At 69.9% G+C, this 19,000-nt stretch carries 17 protein-coding genes and 1 rRNA gene; 10 read left to right on the forward strand and 8 right to left on the reverse strand.

The window, feature by feature from the left end; genetic code table 11:
• The first annotated feature begins 7 nt into the window (after window positions 1-7).
• Window positions 8-124, forward strand: a 5S ribosomal RNA gene (gene rrf, locus ACU5E9_RS17395).
• A gap of 314 nt (window positions 125-438) precedes the next feature.
• Here rrf and ACU5E9_RS17400 read toward each other — a convergent pair.
• Window positions 439-1,293, reverse strand: coding sequence for an RDD family protein (locus tag ACU5E9_RS17400; RefSeq protein ID WP_456811146.1), 855 nt, complete (start codon window positions 1,291-1,293; stop codon window positions 439-441).
• A gap of 17 nt (window positions 1,294-1,310) precedes the next feature.
• On the opposite strand from ACU5E9_RS17400, the gene ACU5E9_RS17405 reads away from it, so the two are divergent.
• Complete coding sequence (locus tag ACU5E9_RS17405) at window positions 1,311-2,306, forward strand: stage II sporulation protein M (RefSeq protein WP_456811147.1); 996 nt, start codon at window positions 1,311-1,313, stop codon at window positions 2,304-2,306.
• A gap of 77 nt (window positions 2,307-2,383) precedes the next feature.
• Here the strand turns inward: ACU5E9_RS17405 and ACU5E9_RS17410 are convergent, their stop codons facing one another.
• The 5 genes from ACU5E9_RS17410 to ACU5E9_RS17430 are packed head-to-tail and all read right to left on the reverse strand — an operon-like array spanning window position 2,384 to window position 7,810.
• Window positions 2,384-3,691 (reverse strand): DUF58 domain-containing protein, encoded by a 1,308-nt coding sequence (locus ACU5E9_RS17410; RefSeq protein ID WP_456811148.1) that lies wholly within the window; start codon window positions 3,689-3,691, stop codon window positions 2,384-2,386.
• Between the two features lie 3 nt (window positions 3,692-3,694).
• Window positions 3,695-4,696 (reverse strand): AAA family ATPase, encoded by a 1,002-nt coding sequence (locus ACU5E9_RS17415; RefSeq protein WP_456811149.1) that lies wholly within the window; start codon window positions 4,694-4,696, stop codon window positions 3,695-3,697.
• Entirely contained in the window at window positions 4,693-5,955 is a 1,263-nt protein-coding gene (locus tag ACU5E9_RS17420) for a DUF4350 domain-containing protein (RefSeq protein ID WP_456811150.1), read from the reverse strand. The genes ACU5E9_RS17415 and ACU5E9_RS17420 overlap by 4 nt, the downstream gene beginning before the upstream one ends.
• Entirely contained in the window at window positions 5,952-6,620 is a 669-nt protein-coding gene (locus ACU5E9_RS17425; protein WP_456811151.1) for a DUF4129 domain-containing protein, read from the reverse strand. The genes ACU5E9_RS17420 and ACU5E9_RS17425 overlap by 4 nt, the downstream gene beginning before the upstream one ends.
• Window positions 6,617-7,810 carry a hypothetical protein gene (locus ACU5E9_RS17430; RefSeq protein WP_456811152.1) on the reverse strand — a complete coding sequence of 398 codons (1,194 nt, stop codon included), beginning with the start codon at window positions 7,808-7,810 and terminating at the stop codon, window positions 6,617-6,619. The genes ACU5E9_RS17425 and ACU5E9_RS17430 overlap by 4 nt, the downstream gene beginning before the upstream one ends.
• 132 nt (window positions 7,811-7,942) lie before the next feature.
• On the opposite strand from ACU5E9_RS17430, the gene mtrA reads away from it, so the two are divergent.
• The 6 genes from mtrA (at window position 7,943) to secA (ending at window position 16,511) form a co-directional block, all read left to right on the forward strand.
• Window positions 7,943-8,623 (forward strand): MtrAB system response regulator MtrA, encoded by a 681-nt coding sequence (mtrA, locus tag ACU5E9_RS17435; RefSeq protein ID WP_456811153.1) that lies wholly within the window; start codon window positions 7,943-7,945, stop codon window positions 8,621-8,623.
• 96 nt (window positions 8,624-8,719) lie between these two features.
• Window positions 8,720-10,309 carry an MtrAB system histidine kinase MtrB gene (mtrB, locus tag ACU5E9_RS17440; RefSeq protein WP_456813568.1) on the forward strand — a complete coding sequence of 530 codons (1,590 nt, stop codon included), beginning with the start codon at window positions 8,720-8,722 and terminating at the stop codon, window positions 10,307-10,309.
• Window positions 10,302-11,984, forward strand: coding sequence for an LpqB family beta-propeller domain-containing protein (locus ACU5E9_RS17445; protein WP_456811154.1), 1,683 nt, complete (start codon window positions 10,302-10,304; stop codon window positions 11,982-11,984). The genes mtrB and ACU5E9_RS17445 overlap by 8 nt, the downstream gene beginning before the upstream one ends.
• 92 nt (window positions 11,985-12,076) lie before the next feature.
• Entirely contained in the window at window positions 12,077-12,787 is a 711-nt protein-coding gene (locus ACU5E9_RS17450; protein ID WP_456811155.1) for a ComF family protein, read from the forward strand.
• Window positions 12,788-12,886: 99 nt separating this feature from the next.
• Entirely contained in the window at window positions 12,887-13,597 is a 711-nt protein-coding gene (gene hpf / locus ACU5E9_RS17455; RefSeq protein WP_456811156.1) for a ribosome hibernation-promoting factor, HPF/YfiA family, read from the forward strand.
• 100 nt (window positions 13,598-13,697) lie between these two features.
• Entirely contained in the window at window positions 13,698-16,511 is a 2,814-nt protein-coding gene (gene secA, locus ACU5E9_RS17460; RefSeq protein WP_456811157.1) for a preprotein translocase subunit SecA, read from the forward strand.
• Window positions 16,512-16,619: 108 nt separating this feature from the next.
• Here secA and ACU5E9_RS17465 read toward each other — a convergent pair whose 3' ends face one another.
• The gene (locus tag ACU5E9_RS17465; RefSeq protein WP_456811158.1) at window positions 16,620-17,123 is read right to left on the reverse strand and encodes an Rv3235 family protein; all 504 of its coding nucleotides are present in this window, start codon (window positions 17,121-17,123) and stop codon (window positions 16,620-16,622) included.
• A gap of 151 nt (window positions 17,124-17,274) precedes the next feature.
• Here ACU5E9_RS17465 and ACU5E9_RS17470 point away from each other — a divergent pair, with 151 nt between their 5' ends.
• On the forward strand, window positions 17,275-17,868 hold the full coding sequence (locus ACU5E9_RS17470; RefSeq protein WP_456811159.1) for a hypothetical protein: 594 nt from the start codon (window positions 17,275-17,277) through the stop codon (window positions 17,866-17,868).
• 23 nt (window positions 17,869-17,891) lie between these two features.
• Here the strand turns inward: ACU5E9_RS17470 and ACU5E9_RS17475 are convergent, their stop codons facing one another.
• Window positions 17,892-18,203 (reverse strand): helix-turn-helix domain-containing protein, encoded by a 312-nt coding sequence (locus ACU5E9_RS17475; protein WP_456811160.1) that lies wholly within the window; start codon window positions 18,201-18,203, stop codon window positions 17,892-17,894.
• Between the two features lie 140 nt (window positions 18,204-18,343).
• On the opposite strand from ACU5E9_RS17475, the gene ACU5E9_RS17480 reads away from it, so the two are divergent.
• Window positions 18,344-19,000, forward strand: a complete 657-nt coding sequence (locus tag ACU5E9_RS17480) for a hypothetical protein (RefSeq protein ID WP_456811161.1) — start codon at window positions 18,344-18,346, stop codon at window positions 18,998-19,000.

The following is a 19,000-nucleotide window of genomic DNA, read 5'->3' on the forward strand; positions in this document are numbered from 1 at the left end:
CAGGTGTTTCGGCGGCTATAGCAAGAGGGAAACGCCCGGTCACATTCCGAACCCGGAAGCTAAGACTCTTTGCGCCGATGGTACTGCAGGGGGGACCCTGTGGGAGAGTAGGACACCGCCGGACTTAACTTAGCAACACCAGAAAAGCCACCCCACGGGGTGGCTTTTCTGCGTTTAACCCCCACATCGGTCGGGGTTGTCGAGACCCCGCGAGCCGGCCTGCGGATGCGGCGGCAGCGTCACACGCGCACCTCACCTGGTCTCGACAAGCTCGACCAGCGTGTGGAGTCGCGACCCGCAGGCGTCCGCGAGCCGGCCTCGGGAACGCCCGCAGGCATCCGCGAACCGTGAGCAGGGCACGCCAAACGTGACGATCTCGGGGCTCAGGTCACGGCTCGCGGGACGAGCGTTGGTTGAGCGGATGCGTCAGCGGGTGCGTCAGCGGGTGGGGAAGTCGTGGGGGAGGCCCGTGAGGACCGGGGACAGGTTCTCCAGGCGGTCGCGCTCGAGCATGTGGCCGGCGTACTCGCGGTTGCGCCGTACCTCGGCCACACCGATGAGCAGGTACTCCGGCGGCACAGCCGGCAACGGGGACACGAACGGTGCCACCTCGGCCGCGAGGCTCTCTGCCAGCCGCACGCGGGTGTCCGGGGAGAGCTGGTGGGCCTGGCGAAGGAACTGGGCTACCCGGCGGGAGAGCCGGTCGGGCAGGCGCGCGACATCCACGGTCGCTGCCCAGGTCGTCAGCACGGGTGGGAGTACGAAGCTGGGTTCGCTGAACCGGGGCACTCGCTCGTGCTGGCTGTAGGTGCCCGCCAACAGATCCCCGATCCGCTTCGACCGCGAGTTCAACAGCGCGCAGGTGGCGGCGAGGCCACCGAAGGTGAGGAAGATCTCGATCACGCCCATCAGCGCACGGATGAACGCGTGCCGCAGCCCGGTGGCACCCCCGTCGTCGCGCACGATGCGGGCACCGATCGCCCACCGGCCCAGTGACCGGCCGTGCGAGAGCGTCTCCACCAGCATCGGCACGATCAACAGGGAGAAGACCAGGCCGGCGATGCCCAGCGCCTGGGCCAGCGCTTCGTCGATCTCGTCGCCGAAGAGGGCCGTGACGACCAGGACCATGAGCACGAACAGGCCCACGTAGGCCACCCAGTCGATGATCGTTCCGGCCCCGCGCAGGATCACACTCGCCGACCGTACGTCGAGGGCAACGGCCTCTCCGGTTACCAGCTCGTGCTCGACCAGGGAATCTTCACCATGATCGGCCGCTTTCCAGGGCTGCGCCATGTCTACTATTGAACCAGATGGATCTCGACGCGTATTCAGCGGCGCACCGCGCCGAGTGGGACCGCCTGGCCGCACTCGGCCGCCGGCGGCAGCTTGATGGTGCCCAGGCGGATGAATTGATCGAGGGCTACCAATCCGGGGCCACCCAACTCTCCGTCATCAAGACCTCCGCCGGCTCTACAGTGCAGGGCGACCGGCTCTCGGTGATCCTGTCGCGGGCCCGGCTGCGCTTCACCGGCGCCGGCGTGAACGTGCTAGCCCAGGTGCCACGCTTCTTCCTCGCCCAGCTGCCCGCCGCGCTCTACCGGCTGCGCTGGCTCACCCTGGCGGTGGCGGTGGTCACGGCTCTCGTCGCAACGCTGTACGCGGTCTGGGCGACGAACAACCCCGCCGTGCTGGCCAACTTCGGCTCCCCGGCCGAGCTCGAACAGCTCGCCGACCAGGGCTTCGTGTCGTACTACTCCGAGAACCCCGCGGCCTCGTTCGCCGGACGGGTGTGGACCAATAACGCCTGGATCGCCGCCCAATGCGTGGCCTTCGGCATCCTGGGCGTCTATGTGCCGTACATCGTGCTGCAGAACGCGCAGAACCTCGGGGTGACCGCCGCCGTGATGTTCGCCTACGACGAGGGCGACACCTTCTTCCTCTTCATCGCGCCGCACGGCCTGCTCGAACTGACCGCGATCTTCGTGGCCGCCGCGGCCGGCCTGCGCATATTCTGGGCGTGGATCGCCCCCGGCGCGCGCACCAGGGGCCAGGCCCTCGCCGAGGACGCGCGGGCGCTGTTCACGGTAGCCATCGGGCTGGTCTTCGTTTTGCTGGTCTCGGGCGTGCTCGAGGGGTTCGTGACCCCGGCGCCGTGGCCGTGGCCGGTGAAAATCGGAATCGGCGCCGCGGCGTTGCTCGCGTTCCTCGGCTACATGCTGGTGCTCGGCGGGCGGGCGGCACGCGCGGGCGAGACCGGCGACCTGGCCGAGTTCGAGGCCGGCAGCGCCCGGGTCTACGCCGGCTGAGCCGGCTCGCGATCCGTGGGTTGGGCCCCGAAAACGCGCAATTTCGGGTGCTCAGGTCTCGGCTCGCGAACGTGGGGTTACAGGCGGCCGGCGGCCTTGAGGGCGATGTAGCGGTCGGCCAGCGCGGGCGGCAGTTGGTCGGGCGCGGAGGTGACCACGTCGGCTCCGAGCTGGCGGACGGCGGCCGCGACCCGGGCGGCGTCCAGGAGGGTGCGTTCCGCCGATGCGGCCCGGTAGACCGCTTCGCGGTCATCGCGCGTGCGGGTCAGCCCGGTCACCGACGGGTCGGTCACCGAGGCCACGACGACGGTGTGCCGCTGGGTGAGCTGGCCGAGGACGGACAGCAGGCCCGTTGACGCGCCCGGCGCATCCATCGGGGTGAGCAGCACCACCAGCGCGTGCTGACCGGTGATGGAGCGGATCTGCCCGGGGAGCGCTGTCCAGTCCATCTCGATGAGTTCGGGTTCGATCAGAGCCATGCCGTCGACCATCCGGCTGAGCAGTTCAGCGCCGGAGGCTCCCTGCACCCGGGCCCGCACCCGGCGGTCCCAGGCGAGGAAGTCGACCCGGTCGCCGGCCTGCGACGCGAGCGCGGCCAGGAGCAATGCCGCCTCGAACGCGGTGTCCAGGCGCGGCTCGTCGGCCACGCGTGCAGCCGAGGTGCGACCGGTGTCGATGACGATCACAATCCGCCGGTCCCGCTCCGGCCGCCAGGTGCGCACCACGACGTCGTTGCGGCGGGCGGTGGCGCGCCAGTCGATCGAGCGCACATCGTCGCCCCGCACGTACTCGCGGAGGGAGTCGAACTCGGTGCCCTGCCCGCGCACCAGCACGCTGGTGCGGCCGTCGAGCTCTTTCAGTCGAGTGATGCGGGAGGGCAGGTGCTTGCGGGAATGGAACGGCGGGAGCACCCGGATGCGCGCCGGGGCGTGCAAAGTGGCCTGCCGGGCCGCCAACCCAAGTGGGCCGGTCGACCGCACGGTGACGTGGGCCGTGGTGCGCTCGCCCCGCCGGGTGGGGCGAAGCGGCAGCGCGATGAGACGTCGTTCGCCGGGGGGAAGGGTCACGGCGGTGCGGTTGTTCCCGGCGCCCGCCGAGGGCTGCCAGCCGTCCCGCACGACGCCGCGCAGGCGGCGCCGGCCCTCATTGGTGAGATAGAGCTCACTGGTGACGGTTTCGCCCAGCCGCACCCGGCTCGGCAGCACCCGGGCGACGGCGAGGGTGCGGGGCGATGCGGCCAATGCCAGGTCGATGCCGGCGAGCAGCACGGCCAGTAGCAGCCAGGCGCCGAGCACGGCCAAGGCCGATCCGGGGGTGTCCCCGAGCAGCACGATAGGCACGACGCCGAGGGCGACGAGGAGAACGAACCTGCCGGTCAGCGCCATGGGCTAGATCGGCACCTGGACCTGCGTCAGCACGCCGTGCAGGATCGCGTCGACGGTGATGCCCTCGAGTTCGGCCTCCGGGCGCAGTTGGATGCGGTGCCGCCAGACCGGCAGCACCATCGCCTGTACGTGGTCGGGCGTGATGGATGCGTACCCGCTCAGCCAGGCCCACGCCTTCGCGCTGGCCAGGAGGGCGGTGGTGCCGCGCGGGCTGACGCCCAGCTTGGCCGACGGGCTCTGCCGGGTGGCCCTGGCCAGGTCGACGATGTACGCCAGCACGTCCGGGCTCGCACCGACGGCGGCGACGGACGCCTGAGCGGCCGCCAGTTCGGCCGGGCCGAGCACGGGGGTGACCCCGGCGGCGGTGAGGTCGCGTGGGCTGAACCCGGTGGAGTGCCGGCGCAGCACTTCGAGTTCTACGTCGCGTTCGGGGATGTCGAGCACGAGTTTGAGCAGGAACCGGTCCAGCTGCGCCTCCGGCAGCGTGTAGGTGCCCTCGTATTCGATCGGATTCATGGTCGCGGCGACGATGAACGGTTCCGGCAGCGCCAGTGACATCCCGTCCACGCTGACCTGGCGCTCCTCCATCGCCTCGAGCAGGGCCGACTGGGTCTTCGGAGGGGTGCGATTGATCTCGTCGGCGAGCAGGATGTTCGTGAAGACCGGGCCGTTGCGGAACTCGAACTCGCCGGCCTTGGCGTCGTAGATCAACGACCCCGTCACATCGCCGGGCATCAGGTCCGGTGTGAACTGCACCCGCTTGGTGTCGAGGCTGAGCGCCTGGCTGAGCGAGCGCACCAGCAGCGTCTTGGCGACGCCCGGCACGCCCTCGAGCAGCACGTGGCCACGGGCGAGGAGCGCGATGATCAGGCCGGTGACCGCGCCGTCCTGGCCGACAACGGCCTTGCCCACCTCGGTGCGCACCTGGGCGAGCGAGCGGCGCAGGGTGTCGACCGACGCGTCGGCGGGCGGTGTCTCGGCGGATGTCGTGGCGTGACTGGTCATGGGTCCATTCTTCCGGTTGACGGGGGAGCTGCGGGTGAGGGGCCGGAACCGGCCGGCCGGGCAGCCAGGACGGTTGCGCCCTCGAGGTCGTCGATCGCCGCGGACAGCGCCATCAGCGCCGCGTCGTTCTGGGGAATCTCGCCGACGAGGACGGCGTGCACCTGCTCCGGCGCCCGCCCGGTGAGGGCGGCGACGGTGCTGACCACCCTCTCCAGCGGCGCGGTGCGCGGCAACCCGGCGGCCAGGGCCATGCGGGTCACGGCGCCGATCCGGATGGCGTCGATCGCGCGCAACCGGGCATTCCCCCGGGCGTAGAGCCGGGCGCGGCCCTCCATGGTCTCGCTGGCCCGGACCACCACGGGCAGGTTCTCGGCAACCAGGGGGCCGAAGCGCCGGCCGCGCCAGACCATGGCGGCGACCGCGGTGACGACCAGCAGCACCAGAACGGGCGTGACCCAGCCCGGCGTGAGGGCGCCGAGCGACGGCGGACCGGTCACGGCCACATCGGCCAGCGTCGGCAGGTACCAGACCAGCGTGTCCTCGGCGCCGAGCAGGTTCAGCGCCAGGGCGGCGTTGCCCCAGGTGGCGATCTCGTCGTTGGCGAAGACCGCGGTGTCGGCGACGAGGGTGAGGGTTTGGCCATCCATCACCCGTTGCACCACCGAGAAGGTGCCGTTTTCGCCGGGGAAGCAGCCGGTGTAGCCGGGCGCGTCGGAGTCCAGGCCCAGGGTCTTGCCGCCGGGCGCGATCTTCTCCGCCGTCTCCGCCGCGTCCACGGCGCACTGGGCGGTGAGGGACTCCGCGGTGGAGACCCCGCCGAAGCCGACCTCGGGGGCCAACGCCTGCAGGGTGGCGAAGTTCGGGTCGGCCACGACGATGCGCGAGGAGAGCGTGCCGAGCTCGGTCAGCTGGCCGGCCTCGAGGTACCCCTCGGCGTCGGCGAAGAACAGCGTCGCGTCCGGATGCGCCTCCGTGGCGGCAGCGGCCTCGTCGAGGGTGTCGACGGGCAGCACGGTGACGCCCTGCTGGCGGAGGACCTCGACCAGGGCCATGCTGCCGGCCTGGGCGGGGTTGTCGGCGGCGAGCGGCGGACCCGCCGACCCGGTGGCATTGGTGCCGATGAACGCGATCACCGCGACAAGCAGCGCGCCGACCCCGGCCACCACCCAGAACACCGACCGGCGCATGACCGTGCGGACCGTGGGGGTGCTCGACTCGACCCTGTTCGAGTCCACAGGGGTCGCGACGGCGGCGCTCACGGTGTCCCCACCGGTGCCGGCAACTGCGGGCGGGCCGCCTGCAGGTCGGCATCAAGGTCGACCAGCGCCCGGTATCCGGCCTCGGTGCCGGAGCCGCCGAGGTAGCGCACACTCTCGAACACGTTCGCGCCCTCGCGCAACCGGTCCCGCTGGGCGGGGAAGGCCACCGCGGCCAGTTCGGCCACGCTGTGCGCGGTCGTGCCAGGGGTGGGGCGCACGATGGTGCGTTCCACCAGCGCCTGAGCGCATGCCCGGAAGGCCTCCTCGCAGGCGAGGGTCCAGTCGCCGGCCGCAGCGGCCGACGCGGCGGCCCGGCGCAGCTCAGCTGCGGTGCGGCGGTCGTCGTCGGCGAACAGGCCCGCGGCCTGCTGGCGGCGACGGCGGGAGCGGCGCGGCAGGCCGAAGATGAGCACGGCGGCCACGACCACGGCCACGCCGACGAGGATTCCGACGACCGACAGCCAGCCGTCACTCCCATCGCCGGTGAAGGACAGCGATGCGAACCAGTCGAAGACAGCCTGCGACAGCCGGTCGAACCAGGTGGGCTGGGCCGCCTGGTAGGGGGCCTTGGCCAGCTCGTCCCGCAGCCACTGCTGTGCTTCGGGCGCGTCGGGGTCCACCGGGATCCCCGACCATGCCACGCCGAGCCCCCACGCCGTGATCATGCCCAGGGCGCTCCCGGGTCGGCGCGAGGGGACTCGTCGGCAGCCGCGGCTGTGCCGTGCGGCAGGTAGGGGTCTACGGTGCCGCTGCCGGGGGCAGCCTCGACGAACCGCTGGAGTTCGAGGTCGAGGCCCTCCTTGCGCATCCGCAGGTCGATGTAGATGAGCGCGACGGCCGCCGACTGCACGACGGCGGTCACGGCGCCGATCACCAGGGTGACCAGGATCGTCAGCAGGTACAGCACCCCGGCGGGGATGTACGCCTCGAAGCTCGCGTTCGGGTCGATCAGGGCGGTCGCCGCACTGAACAGCAGGGTGAGCGGTGTCGTGACGATCTGTGAGATCACGCCGACGATCAGCGAGATCAGCAGCAGCACGCCCAGCGTGCGCCAGAAGAACCCGCCGGTGAGTGACCAGGAGCGCCGGACGGCGGACCAGATGCGCTGGCGTTCCAGCACGATCAGGCTCGGAACCACGGCGGTCTTGGTGCTCACCCAGGCGTACAGGGCGATCAGCCCCAACCCGCCGATGACGCCGATGATGACGGCCAACGCGATCCACCCGCCGCCGAGCAGGACGCAGGCGAAGACAAGGCCGCCGACGAGCAGCACGGCCACCAGGAGAGCTGCCGACAGCAGCAGCGTCCAGCCGACCAGCGGCCAGACCCGTCGGCCCACCTGGCGCCACAGGGCGGCCAGGCGCAGCTTCTCGCCGAGGGTCGCCCGGGCGACCTCGAGCACGATGACCCCCTGCAGGAGCGCGGCGGCGACGACGGACAGCGCGAGCGGCACAAGCGCGGACAACACGATGGCGACGATCGCGCCCGCCTCGACGGCGTCCTGCTCGTCGACCGGCGCCGCAGCAACGCGGCCGAGGGCGAAGAACGTCACCGCGCCCACCACCAGGAGCGTGACGAGCACCGTCACCCCCTGCACCAGCAGGGCGCTGCCGAACGTGGCTTTGGGGTTGCGGCGCAACACCTGGAAGGGCGCGCCGAGCAGGGTACCGAAACCGAGCGGTCGCAACGGGATGAGCCCGGGCTTGGGCGGAGGCGTCCAGGCCGGGGGCGGAGCCGGCCGGTAGCCGTAGGCCGGGTCGACGGGAGGGGGTCCGGGCTGGGCGCCTGGAACGTATTCGCCGTAGCGGGGCCGGTCGGGGTCGTTCGCCGGGGGGTGCCAGTCTGGGTCCGTCACGCCTCCATGCTGGCATACCTTGACCCCGCGCGGGGGCCTGTCAGCACTCTCGGGGCCACGTCGACTATTCTGGTGCCAGAGATTGCCCGCGTTGCCGGGTTATTGCCCGATGAACGGGCGGAAAACGGAAGAATGAACCCACGCATTTTGGTCGTCGACGATGACCCCGCACTGGCTGAGATGATCGGCATCGTCCTGCAGGGCGAGGGCTTCGAGCCGCACTTCTGCGCCGACGGTTCGCTCGCGCTCGACGCGTTCCACAACGTCGCTCCCGACCTGGTTCTGCTCGACCTCATGCTGCCGGGCATGGACGGCATCGAGGTGTGCAGCCTCATCCGCGCCGAGTCCGGCACCCCGATCATCATGCTCACCGCGAAGTCCGACACCACGGATGTCGTCAAGGGACTGGAGTCCGGCGCGGACGACTACATGGTCAAACCGTTCAACCCCAAGGAACTGGTGGCCAGGATCCGCACCAGGCTCCGCCCGGTTCCGGTCGAATCCCCGGCCAGCCTGCAGATCGGCGACCTCGTGGTCGACGCAGCCGGACACGAGGTGAAGCGCGGCGAGCAGAGCATCAACCTGACCCCGCTGGAGTTCGACCTGTTGCTGGCGCTGGCGAGCAAGCCGCAACAGGTGTTCACCCGGGAAATGCTCCTCGAGCAGGTCTGGGGCTACCACTACAAGGCCGACACCCGGCTGGTCAACGTGCACGTGCAGCGTCTGCGGGCGAAGGTCGAAGACGATCCGGACAACCCCCGCATCGTGATGACCGTGCGCGGCGTGGGCTACCGGGCCGGCGCGGCAAGCTAGGCGCGGGTGTCGGAGCGGTTCAACGAGGGCAGACGATTCGACGTGAACAGTCTGAATTGGCGGTCGTGGACGTCGTGGCGTTACCTGACCGGGCGGATGCTGCGCAGCTGGCGGGCGTCGCTGCAGTGGCGCACCGTGGCGATCACCGTTGTCGCCTCCGGTGCCGCGATCGGCCTGGTGGGCGTGTACATGTCCGTCAGCGTCGGGAACGACCTCTTCCAGTCCCGGCTCAGCCAGGTGCTCGTCGACTCCAACCGCGCCACCACGGCCGCCCAGGGGATCCTGGATTCGTCCGACGCCGCCGACCGGGTGCAGGTGCAGACGCTCCTCGAGGCTGCGCGCACCTCGATCGCCGCGGCCTCGTCGAGCCGGCTGGTCGCGCTCTTCCGCGTCCCGGGTCAGGAAGCCTCCACGGTGGCGCCCCAGGACTCCTCCACCTTCGGCACCTCCACCTCGGTCATCTCGCCGGAACTGCGCGCATCCGTGCAGGACGACAGCGACGGTCAGCTCTGGCAATCGGTGACGCTCGCCTCGGATGACGGTTCGTTCGTGCCCGGGATCGTGGTGGGCTCGCAGATCACCGTGCCCGTCGCCGGCCGCTACGAGCTCTACATCGGCTACAGCCTTGCCGACGCCGAGTCCACGCTCCTGTTCGTGCAACGTACCCTGGGCGGCGCCGGGTTGGCCCTGATCGTGCTGATCGGGGCGGTGACCTGGATCGTCGTGCGGTTCGTGGTGACCCCCATCCGCGTCGCCGCGGAAACCAGCGAGAAACTCGCCTCCGGCGACCTCGGCGTGCGTATCCCCGAAAAGGGCGAGGACGTGATCGCCACCCTTGCCCGGTCGTTCAACGGCATGGCCGACAGCCTGCAGAGCCAGATCAAGGAGCTCGCCGAACTGTCGGAGGTGCAGCAGCGCTTCGTCTCCGACGTGTCGCACGAACTCCGCACCCCGCTCACCACGATCCGCCTGGCCGGCGACCTGCTCTACGACCAGCGGGCCACGTTCCCGCCGGCCACCGAACGCACCGCCGAACTGCTGCACACCCAGGTGGAACGATTCGAGCTGCTGCTGGCCGACCTGCTAGAGATCAGCCGGTACGACGCGGGGTCGGTGGAGCTCGAAGCCGAACCCACCAACCTGGTGCACCTGGCCGAGGACGTCATCGACGGCATGCGTTCGCTCAGCGAGTCCAAGGGCACCCCGGTCATGCTGGTCGCGCCCGGCGGGCACCTCGACGCCGAGGTCGACCCGCGCCGGGTGCGCCGGATAGTGAACAACCTGATCGGCAACGCCATCGAGCACGGCGAGGGCAAGCCCATCATCGTCTCGGTGGACAGCAACGAATCCGCGGTGGCCCTCTCGGTGCGTGACTACGGCATGGGGATGAGCCAGGCGGACATCGCCCACGTGTTCGACAGGTTCTGGCGCGCCGACCCGTCCCGGAAACGCACGATCGGCGGCACCGGGCTTGGCCTGGCGATCTCCCTCGAAGACGCCATCGCGCACCGCGGCTGGCTGCAGGTCTGGTCGGGTCCTGGCGCCGGTTCCTGCTTCCGGTTGACCCTTCCCCGGCAGGCCAGGGGTGTGCTGACGACATCCCCGAACCCGTTGCCGCCGGAAGACGCGGACGTGACCGGATTCGTTTCGACCCGAACCGACACGAGGGGAGACCACCATGCGTAACCGCATCAGGCTCGTCGCCGTCGTTGCCGCCCTGACCCTGGTATTGGGCGGGTGCTCCAGCATCCCGCGCAGCGGCGCCGTGCAGGCCGGGCAGGATGCCGTGACGGGGGAGAACCCGGCGCCAATCTTCCTGCCGTTCGGCCCCAGGGCCGACGCGACGATGGAGGAGATCCTCGCCGGGTTCATCGACGCCGCCACCAGCCCCGACAACAACTACGAGATCGCCAGGGAATTCCTCACCCCGGAGTTCAGCGACTCCTGGAAATCGGATTCCGGCGTGACGGTGTACGACGGCTCCGAACGCAGCTTCGTTCCGGTCGACGAGGCCACCATGGCCTTCGAGGTGAGGCCGGTCGCGGAGGTCAACGCGAACGGCGAGTACCACGAGGAGGGGGCGACCTCGAGCCTGGGGCTGCGGTACTCGTTCACCCAGGTCAACGGCCAGTGGCGGATCAGCGCGGCGCCGAACGGCACGGTGCTCGACCAGAGCACCTTCAAGGACGTCTTCAGCGCGCAATCGTTGTACTTCTTCGACCCGGACTACCGCTACCTGGTCCCGGACGTCCGCTGGTTCCCGCGCGGGGCGTCGACGCCGACCAAGATCGTCAACGGGGTGCTGAACGGCCCCAGCGAATGGCTCGCCGGCGCGGTGACCAGCGCGTTCCCCGAGGGCACGGCGCTGACCGCCGATTCCGTCACCGTGGTCGCCAGGGACGCGAAGGTCGACCTCAACGGCGAGGCCCTGAACGCCGACACCATCACGCTGCAACGGATGCGCAGCCAACTGGAGAACAGCCTGCCGAGCGGCCTCACCGTCTCGATCACGATCAACCAGAACTCCCAGGACATCGACGAGCTGGGAGCGAGCGAACCCGAGGTGAATCCCCGGGTCGACGCGCGCGCCCTGGTGCTGCGCGACGGGGAGTTCGGTTTCCTTGCCGCCACCGGCCGGACGATCACCCCGCTCGCCGGCCTGTCGGAGGGAGTCATCGCCCTTGCCCCGACCGCCGTCGCGCTGTCGCCCTCGCAGACCGCCGCGGCCGCGTTGACCCCCGCCGGGGTTTACGGCATCCGGGTCGGTGATGACGCCGTCCTGCTCGATCCCCGCCAGAACCTGATCGAACCGTCCATCGACGGGTCCGGGTTCGTCTGGTCGGTGCCGGCGGACCGGCCGAACGAACTGTTCGTCTACAGCGCCCAGGGTGCGGCCGTCGCCCTGCCGACTCCCTGGCAGGATGCGTCGAGCATCGCGGCCCTGCAGGTGTCCAGGGACGGCACCCGGGTGATCGCGCTGTTGAGCGCAGCCGGTGAGAGCCGGCTCGTGGTCGCCGCGGTGATGCGGGAGAACGGGGTGCCCACCAGCCTCGGCGAAGCCGTGCAACTCGCGACCGGCAGCGGCGCCCCGCTGGACGCCACCTGGATCGACCAGAGCACCGTGGCTTACGTGACCGTACAGCCCAACGGCGAGGACCGGATCGTAGCCCACGAGATCGGCGGAACGAGCACGCCGCTCGAGTCGTCCACCGGGATCTCGACCATCACCGGTAGCAACCTGCTGAGGGACCTGCGGGCGCTGTCGGCCGACGGGTCCCTGCTGGTGCAGCGCGGTGTCGGCTGGCAGGAACGCATCGATGGGGTCACCCTGGTCGCGACCCAGCAGGGCATCGGCGGCTGACCCGCGCTCCTCCACAGGCCCGGCCGCGAGCGGTTGTGCCCAGAGTTGCCCGTGAATCCGCTCGGCGCATGCGCCCGCACGACACTGGGCGGATGACGAGGGACGGCTGGGCCGGGCGCGGGCTCGACAGGGCGCGGGACGCCCTGCTCGACGGCTGGGCGGTGCTTATGCCCACGGAGTGCAGCGGCTGCGGCCGGGCCGACCGGGCGCTCTGCGCCGCCTGCACGTCCGCCCTGGTCGCCGAGCCCCGGCCGGCCCGGCGCGACATCCTCACCGTCTGGTCGGCGTTGGACTACACCGACGTGGTCGGCCGGGTGCTCGTGGCGTACAAGGACGGCGGCCGCACCGACGCTGCAGCGCCGCTGGGCGCCGCGCTCGGTGCCGCCGTGGCGGCGGCGCTCGCCGCCCTCGGGCCGGATGCATCCGGCATCGTGCTGGTCACCGTGCCGTCCTCACGCCGGGCCTGGCGGGCCAGGGGGTTCCACCCCGTCGACCTGCTCCTGGCCCGGGAGGGCCTCCGCTCGGTGCGGCTGCTGCGACCCCGCCGGAAGGCGGCCGTCGCCGACCAGGTGGGCCTGGGGCGGGAGCAACGCCTCGACAATCGCCGGGACACCCTCGTCGCCACCCGCCCCCTCCCGGGCCGGGGAATTCTCCTCGTGGACGACATCGTCACCACCGGCGCCACCCTCCTCGAGGCCCGGCGCGCTCTCGTCGCGGCGGGGGCCGAGGTGCTCGGCGCGGCCACCGTGGCGGAAACCCGGCGGCACCAGAGTGACAACTCACGTTCACCGGAAACAGATTGACAAAACCTGTGACTTATCCAGCTGGCACGACTACGGTTGTGCCAAAGGCGCGTACCAATCGCCCGGATCAGGGGCGGTTCGCCAGATCTGGAGGTCGTCATGGAAACTAACATCGTTGGACGAAACCTGGGGATCACTGATCGCTTCCGGGAATATGCGACGGAGAAGGCCGAGAAGATCGCCGGCCTCGCCGAGAAGGCCCTCGCCCTGGAAATCAAGGTCAGTCGTCACACCGAGAAGAGCGGCGCCGCTGGTAACGACCGCGTCGAACTCACCCTGATCGGCAAGGGCCCCATCGTGCGGGCCGAGGCCGAGGGAAGCGACAAGTACGCCGCATTCGACATCGCGCTCGGCCGGCTGCTCGAACGGGTCCGCCGTGCCAAGGACCGCCGCAAGGTGCACCGTGGCGGCGCCCACCGTCCAACGTCGTTGCACGAGGCCTCGGCCTCCGGCTTCGCCGTGATCGACATCGTTCCCGCCGACGGCGACACCCTGGAGCGGGTGCGCACCGGTGCCATCAACGTCGTGTCGGAGGACACCACCGTCGACGAGGCCGACGAGCCGGACGAGGTCTACACCCCCGTCGTCATCCGCCGGAAGGTCTTCGCGGCCGCACCCATGACCGTGGACGATGCGCTCTACTTCATGGAACTCGTCGGACACGACTTCTACCTGTTCCAGGACGCCGAAACCCGCCGCCCCAGTGTGGTCTACCGCCGCAAGGGATGGGACTACGGCGTCATCGAACTCGATCCCAATTCCGACCAGGCCAAGGAGCTGGCGTCGGCGACCAGCGAGTCCAGCTCCTGACCAACTAGCATTGCTATAGTTGCCGGCTAGGTCGGCGCTACGTGCGTCCGACCGGACGACAGGCGTGTTCGCACGCCGTGACGACTAGTGGAGTGCATTCGTGGCCTCAATCCTGGAAAAAGTTCTACGCGTTGGCGAGGGGCGCATTCTGCGCCGGCTCGAGAGCTACGCGAAGGCCATCAATGCGCTGGAGGACGACTTCGGCAGCCTCAGCGATGAGGAGTTGAAGAACGAAACCGTGCAGTTGCGTGAGCGCTACTCGGGTGGCGAGTCGCTGGACGACTTGCTGCCCGAGGCGTTCGCGGCCGTGCGCGAAGCCTCCACCCGCACCCTGGGGCTGCGTCACTTCGACGTGCAGCTGATGGGCGGGGCCGCGCTGCACCTCGGCAACATCGCCGAGATGAAGACCGGTGAGGGCAAGACCCTGGTGGCCACGACGGCCGCCTACCTGAACGCGATCACCAGCCGTGGTGTGCACGTCATCACGGTGAACGACTACCTGGCCAGCTACCAGAGCGAGCTGATGGGGCGCGTGTTCCGTGCCCTCGGCATGACCACGGGCTGCATCGTCTCCGGACAGACCCCCGCGCAGCGCCGCGAGCAGTACGCCTGCGACATCACCTACGGCACCAACAACGAGTTCGGCTTCGACTACCTGCGCGACAACATGGCGTGGCAGGCCACCGATATGGTGCAGCGCGGCCACTACTTCGCCATCGTCGACGAGGTCGACTCGATTCTCATCGACGAGGCCCGCACCCCGCTGATCATCTCCGGCCCCGCATCGGGTGAGGCCAACCGCTGGTTCACCGAGTTCGCCAGCCTGGCCAAGCGCCTCGTCGTCGACGAGGACTTCGAGGTCGACGAAAAGAAGCGCACCGTGGGTGTGCTCGAGCCCGGCATCGAAAAGGTCGAGGACTACCTCGGCATCGACAACCTCTACGAGTCCGCGAACACCCCGCTGATCTCGTTCCTGAACAACGCCATCAAGGCCAACGCCCTGTTCAAGAAGGACAAGGACTACGTCGTGATGAACGGCGAGGTGCTCATCGTCGACGAGCACACCGGCCGCATCCTGATGGGCCGCCGCTACAACGAGGGCATCCACCAGGCGATCGAGGCCAAGGAAGGCGTCGCGGTCAAGGCCGAGAACCAGACCCTCGCCACCGTGACCCTGCAGAACTACTTCCGCCTGTACTCGAAGATCTCCGGCATGACCGGAACCGCCGAGACCGAGGCCGCCGAGTTCATGAGCACCTACAAGCTCGGCGTCGTGGCGATCCCCACCAACCGGCCGATGCAGCGCATCGACCAGTCCGACCTGATCTACAAGAACGAAGAGGCCAAGTTCGGCCAGGTCGTCGAGGACATCGTCGAGCGCCACGAAAAGGGCCAGCCGGTCCTGGTCGGCACCACCAGCGTCGAGAAGAGCGAATACCTCTCCCGGCTGCTGGCGAAGAAGGGTGTGCGCCACGAGGTCCTGAACGCCAAGAATCACGCGCGTGAGGCCGCCATCGTCGCCCAGGCCGGGCGCCTCGGCTCCGTCACCGTCGCCACCAACATGGCCGGCCGTGGTACCGACGTGATGCTCGGCGGCAACGCCGAGTTCCTCGCCGTCGCCGCGATGAACGCCAAGGGCCTGAGCCCCGTCGAGACCCCGGACGAGTACGAGAAGGAATGGGACGACGTTTTCGCCGCCGTCAAGGCCGAGGTCACCACCGAAGCCGAGAAGGTCATCGAGGCCGGCGGACTGTACGTTCTTGGCACCGAGCGCCACGAGTCCCGCCGCATCGACAACCAGCTCCGCGGACGCAGCGGCCGCCAGGGCGACCCGGGGGAGAGCCGTTTCTACCTGTCCCTCACCGACGACCTGATGCGCCTGTTCAACGCCGGAGCCGCCGAGAGCCTGATGGGCCGCCAGGGTGTGCCGGACGACATGGCCATCGAGTCCAAGGTCGTCAGCCGCGCCATCCGCAGCGCCCAGTCGCAGGTCGAGGGCCGCAACGCCGAGATTCGCAAGAACGTCCTCAAGTACGACGATGTGCTCAACCGCCAGCGCGAAGCGATCTACGGCGACCGCCGGCACATCCTCGAGGGTGACGACCTGCACGAGCGCACCCAGCACTTCCTCGAAGACGTCATCGACGAGGTGCTCGACGTGCACACCGGCGAGGGCAACGGCGACGACTGGGACTTCGACGCCCTGTGGACCGAGCTGAAGACCCTTTACCCGGTGGGACTGACCATCGACGAGGTCATCTCCGAGGCCGGCAACAAGGGCAAGATCAACCGCGATTTCATGCGCCGGGAGATCATCTCCGACGCCAAGGTCGCATACGCCCGCCGCGAAGAGCAGCTCGGCTCACCCGCCATGCGCGAGCTCGAACGCCGCGTCGTCCTCTCCGTGATCGACCGCCGCTGGCGCGAGCACCTCTACGAGATGGACTACCTCAAGGACGGTATCGGCCTCCGCGCGATGGCGCAGCGCGACCCGCTGGTCGAGTACCAGCGCGAGGGCTTCGCGATGTTCCAGCAGATGATGGGCCAGATCCGCGAGGAGACCGTCGGGTTCCTGTTCAACCTCGAGGTCGAGGTGTCCCAGGGCGCCGGCGCGGTCGACGCCCCCGTCGTCGCCGCCAAGGGCCTCACGCCGCCGCCCGAATCGGCCGTCGGCAAGTTGAGCTACACCGCACCGAGCGATTCCGGCGGGGTCGAGGTGCGCGACCAGCGCGGCCAGATCCAGCAGGCCGCCACCGACCGCGCCCGCCGCGCGGCCGTCACGGCGACGCCGGAGGAACCCGCCGCGGAACCGGCCGGCCCGCCCCAGCGCGGAGCCTTCGGCCAGCGTCCGGAGTCGGACAAGCCGGTGCCGGTGAACCGGGCCGAGCGTCGCACCCAGGGCAAGAAGAAGTAACCCGCCCGCCGCAACTGTTCCCCGTGCGGACAAGTGGTCCCGGTGTGCCGGGACCATTTGTCCGGATGGGGAACAGTTGGCGGCCGCGGGTCGGGAGAGCGCCGGGCGTCAGAGGACGTTGATGGCGCTGGCCCGCCAGCGGTTGTCGAGCCCCTCGAGCCGCACGGCCACGGCACGCACCCGCACCTTGCTGTGCACGATGACGACCGCCTCGATGATGCCGTCCCTGGGCTCATTGATCGTCACTCGGCCGATCGTGATGGTGGGGCGCTGCGCCCGCTGGCCCTTCACCGCGCGCGCCCTCGCCGACAGCACCACGCGTTTGAGCAGGTGCCGGTAGACGTCGTCGCTCACCCACCGGGCCAACTGGTCCAGTTCCCTGGCCCCGGCCAGGACCTCGATGACGCAGCGGGTCAGGTTGATCAGGAGCGGCTCCGGGTCGGGCAGGGTACTGCGCGAGCTCGGCTGGTGGCCGAAGAAGTCATCGGCGATGAATCCCTCCGCCGTTTCCCGCGCCGCACGACCGGATGCCGCATCCGGCGGCTCCGGCAGGTTCGGCGCGTTCGCCTGCGGCGGGCGGCTGCCGTGGGGCTCGGCAAGTGGATCGCTCATGGGTCTCCCAGGTGGTGGATCCGTGGTGCGACGACAGGGCGGGGTGGGGCCTTGGCCGACACTCAAGCACCGGGGATCGAACCTGTCTAGGCTTCGCTACCGCCTGTGGATAACGTCAGCATCCGGCCGGTTCGCCGACTACCGTCGGGGTGTGCGCTGGGACAACCTGTTCGACGACCTCGAAGGTCAGCTCGAGAACGAGCTGAACGCCGAGGACCTCGACCTGCGCGCCGAGGAGGAACGCCTGCGCCTGGGTCGGTTGTCGCTGCGCCAACGGCTCACCGCCGTGAGCCACGGCCCCGCCCAATCCCGGGTGACCCGGATCCTCCTGGTCGGCGGCCAGACCGTGGTCATTCGACCGACGACGTTCGGCCGGGACTGGTTGGCGGCGGACCTGCTCGATGCGGGCGCGGGGAACCCGCAGTGCCTGGTGCCGTTCACGGCCATTGCGGCCGTGATCCTGCTGCCGGAGCAGGTGGCGCTGTCCCTGGAGCCGGAACCCGAGTCCACCGCCAGGCTCGTCGACCGGATCGGTCTGCCGTTCGTCCTGCGCGACCTGTGCCGGCGCCGGAAGAGCCTGGGGATCCAGACCGCGCTGGGCACGGTCACCGGCACCATCGACAGGGTGGGACGCGAGCACCTGGACCTGGCGGTGCACGCCGGCGGCACCGCCCGCCGGGCCGCGGACGTGCAGCAGTACCGCATCATTCCGCTCGGCCAGATCGAGCTGGTGCGGCTGGACTGAGCGGTACGGGCTGAGCCTGATGGTCAGCCGGGCTGCTCGCCGTCCGGGGGCGTTCCCGGCCGCAGGATCCTGCCCTCGGAGAGTTCGGGGATATTGGCGAAGTCGGACTGCTCCCAGAGCGAGATCCGGCGGGCCTCTTCGTATTTCGCCTCGATGTAGGACTCCAGCACCACCCGCTCCACCCGCCAGGCGCCGGTGGCGCCGATGCGGATGGCGGGAAGCTCGCCGGTGCGCACCAGGTCGAGGGCGGCGGCAACGGACACATTCAGGATCTGCGCCGTGTCAGCGAGGGTCAGGAAGCGGCCGACGGAGGCGGAGGAGACGGGATCGCTCATGGCACGATTATCCGTCGCTTCCTGCCGGTGCGCGCGGTGCGGCCGAGAGCTGTGGATAACTTCAGCGCGGTGCGCGCCGGCCGACGACGATGGTACCCAGGCAGTCGACCGGAGACGGACGGAACGAACGGGGTGGACGGATGAGACGAGGACCAGGGCCCGGCCGGCCGAAGGCGTCTGCCAGCACCCGCACCCGGTTCTGGGTCGATCCCCGGTTCGCGCTCGGGCTGGTCCTCGTCGTCGCGTCCATCGTAGGCGTGAGCGTCGTGGTCGCGGGCAACGACCGCACCGTCGCCGTGTACGCGGCCAGGGTGCCGCTCGCGGTCGGTGACGACCTCGACCCGGCCGACCTGGTGGAGACCCGGGTGAGCCTGGGGGTGGCCGGAACGCTCTACCTCAGCGCCGCCAGGCTTCCCGCCGAGGGCCTGGTCGTGACCCGCACCATCACCGCGGGGGAACTCATCCCCGCCGCCGCCGTCGGAACCCACGCCGGCGAAGCGGTGACGAGCATCGTCCTCGACCTGAGCGGGCGGCTGTCCGCCGGGTTGGCGGCCGGCTCGATCGTGGACGTCTGGTCGGCGGCACCGACCGACGACGGCGGCTTCGGTCCGCCGTCGGTTCTCGTGGGCGAGGCCGCGATCGTCCGGATCCTGGAACCGACGGGCCTCATCCAGTCCGACGGCGCCAAAGCGGTGGAGGTCCTGGTGCCCAAGGACAAGGTCGCCGTGGTGCTCGAGGCCGTGGCCAACGACGAGGCGGTCTCGCTGATCGCCGTGAACACGCCGATCGGGGGCTGA

This window comes from Cryobacterium sp. AP23 (assembly GCF_054075385.1).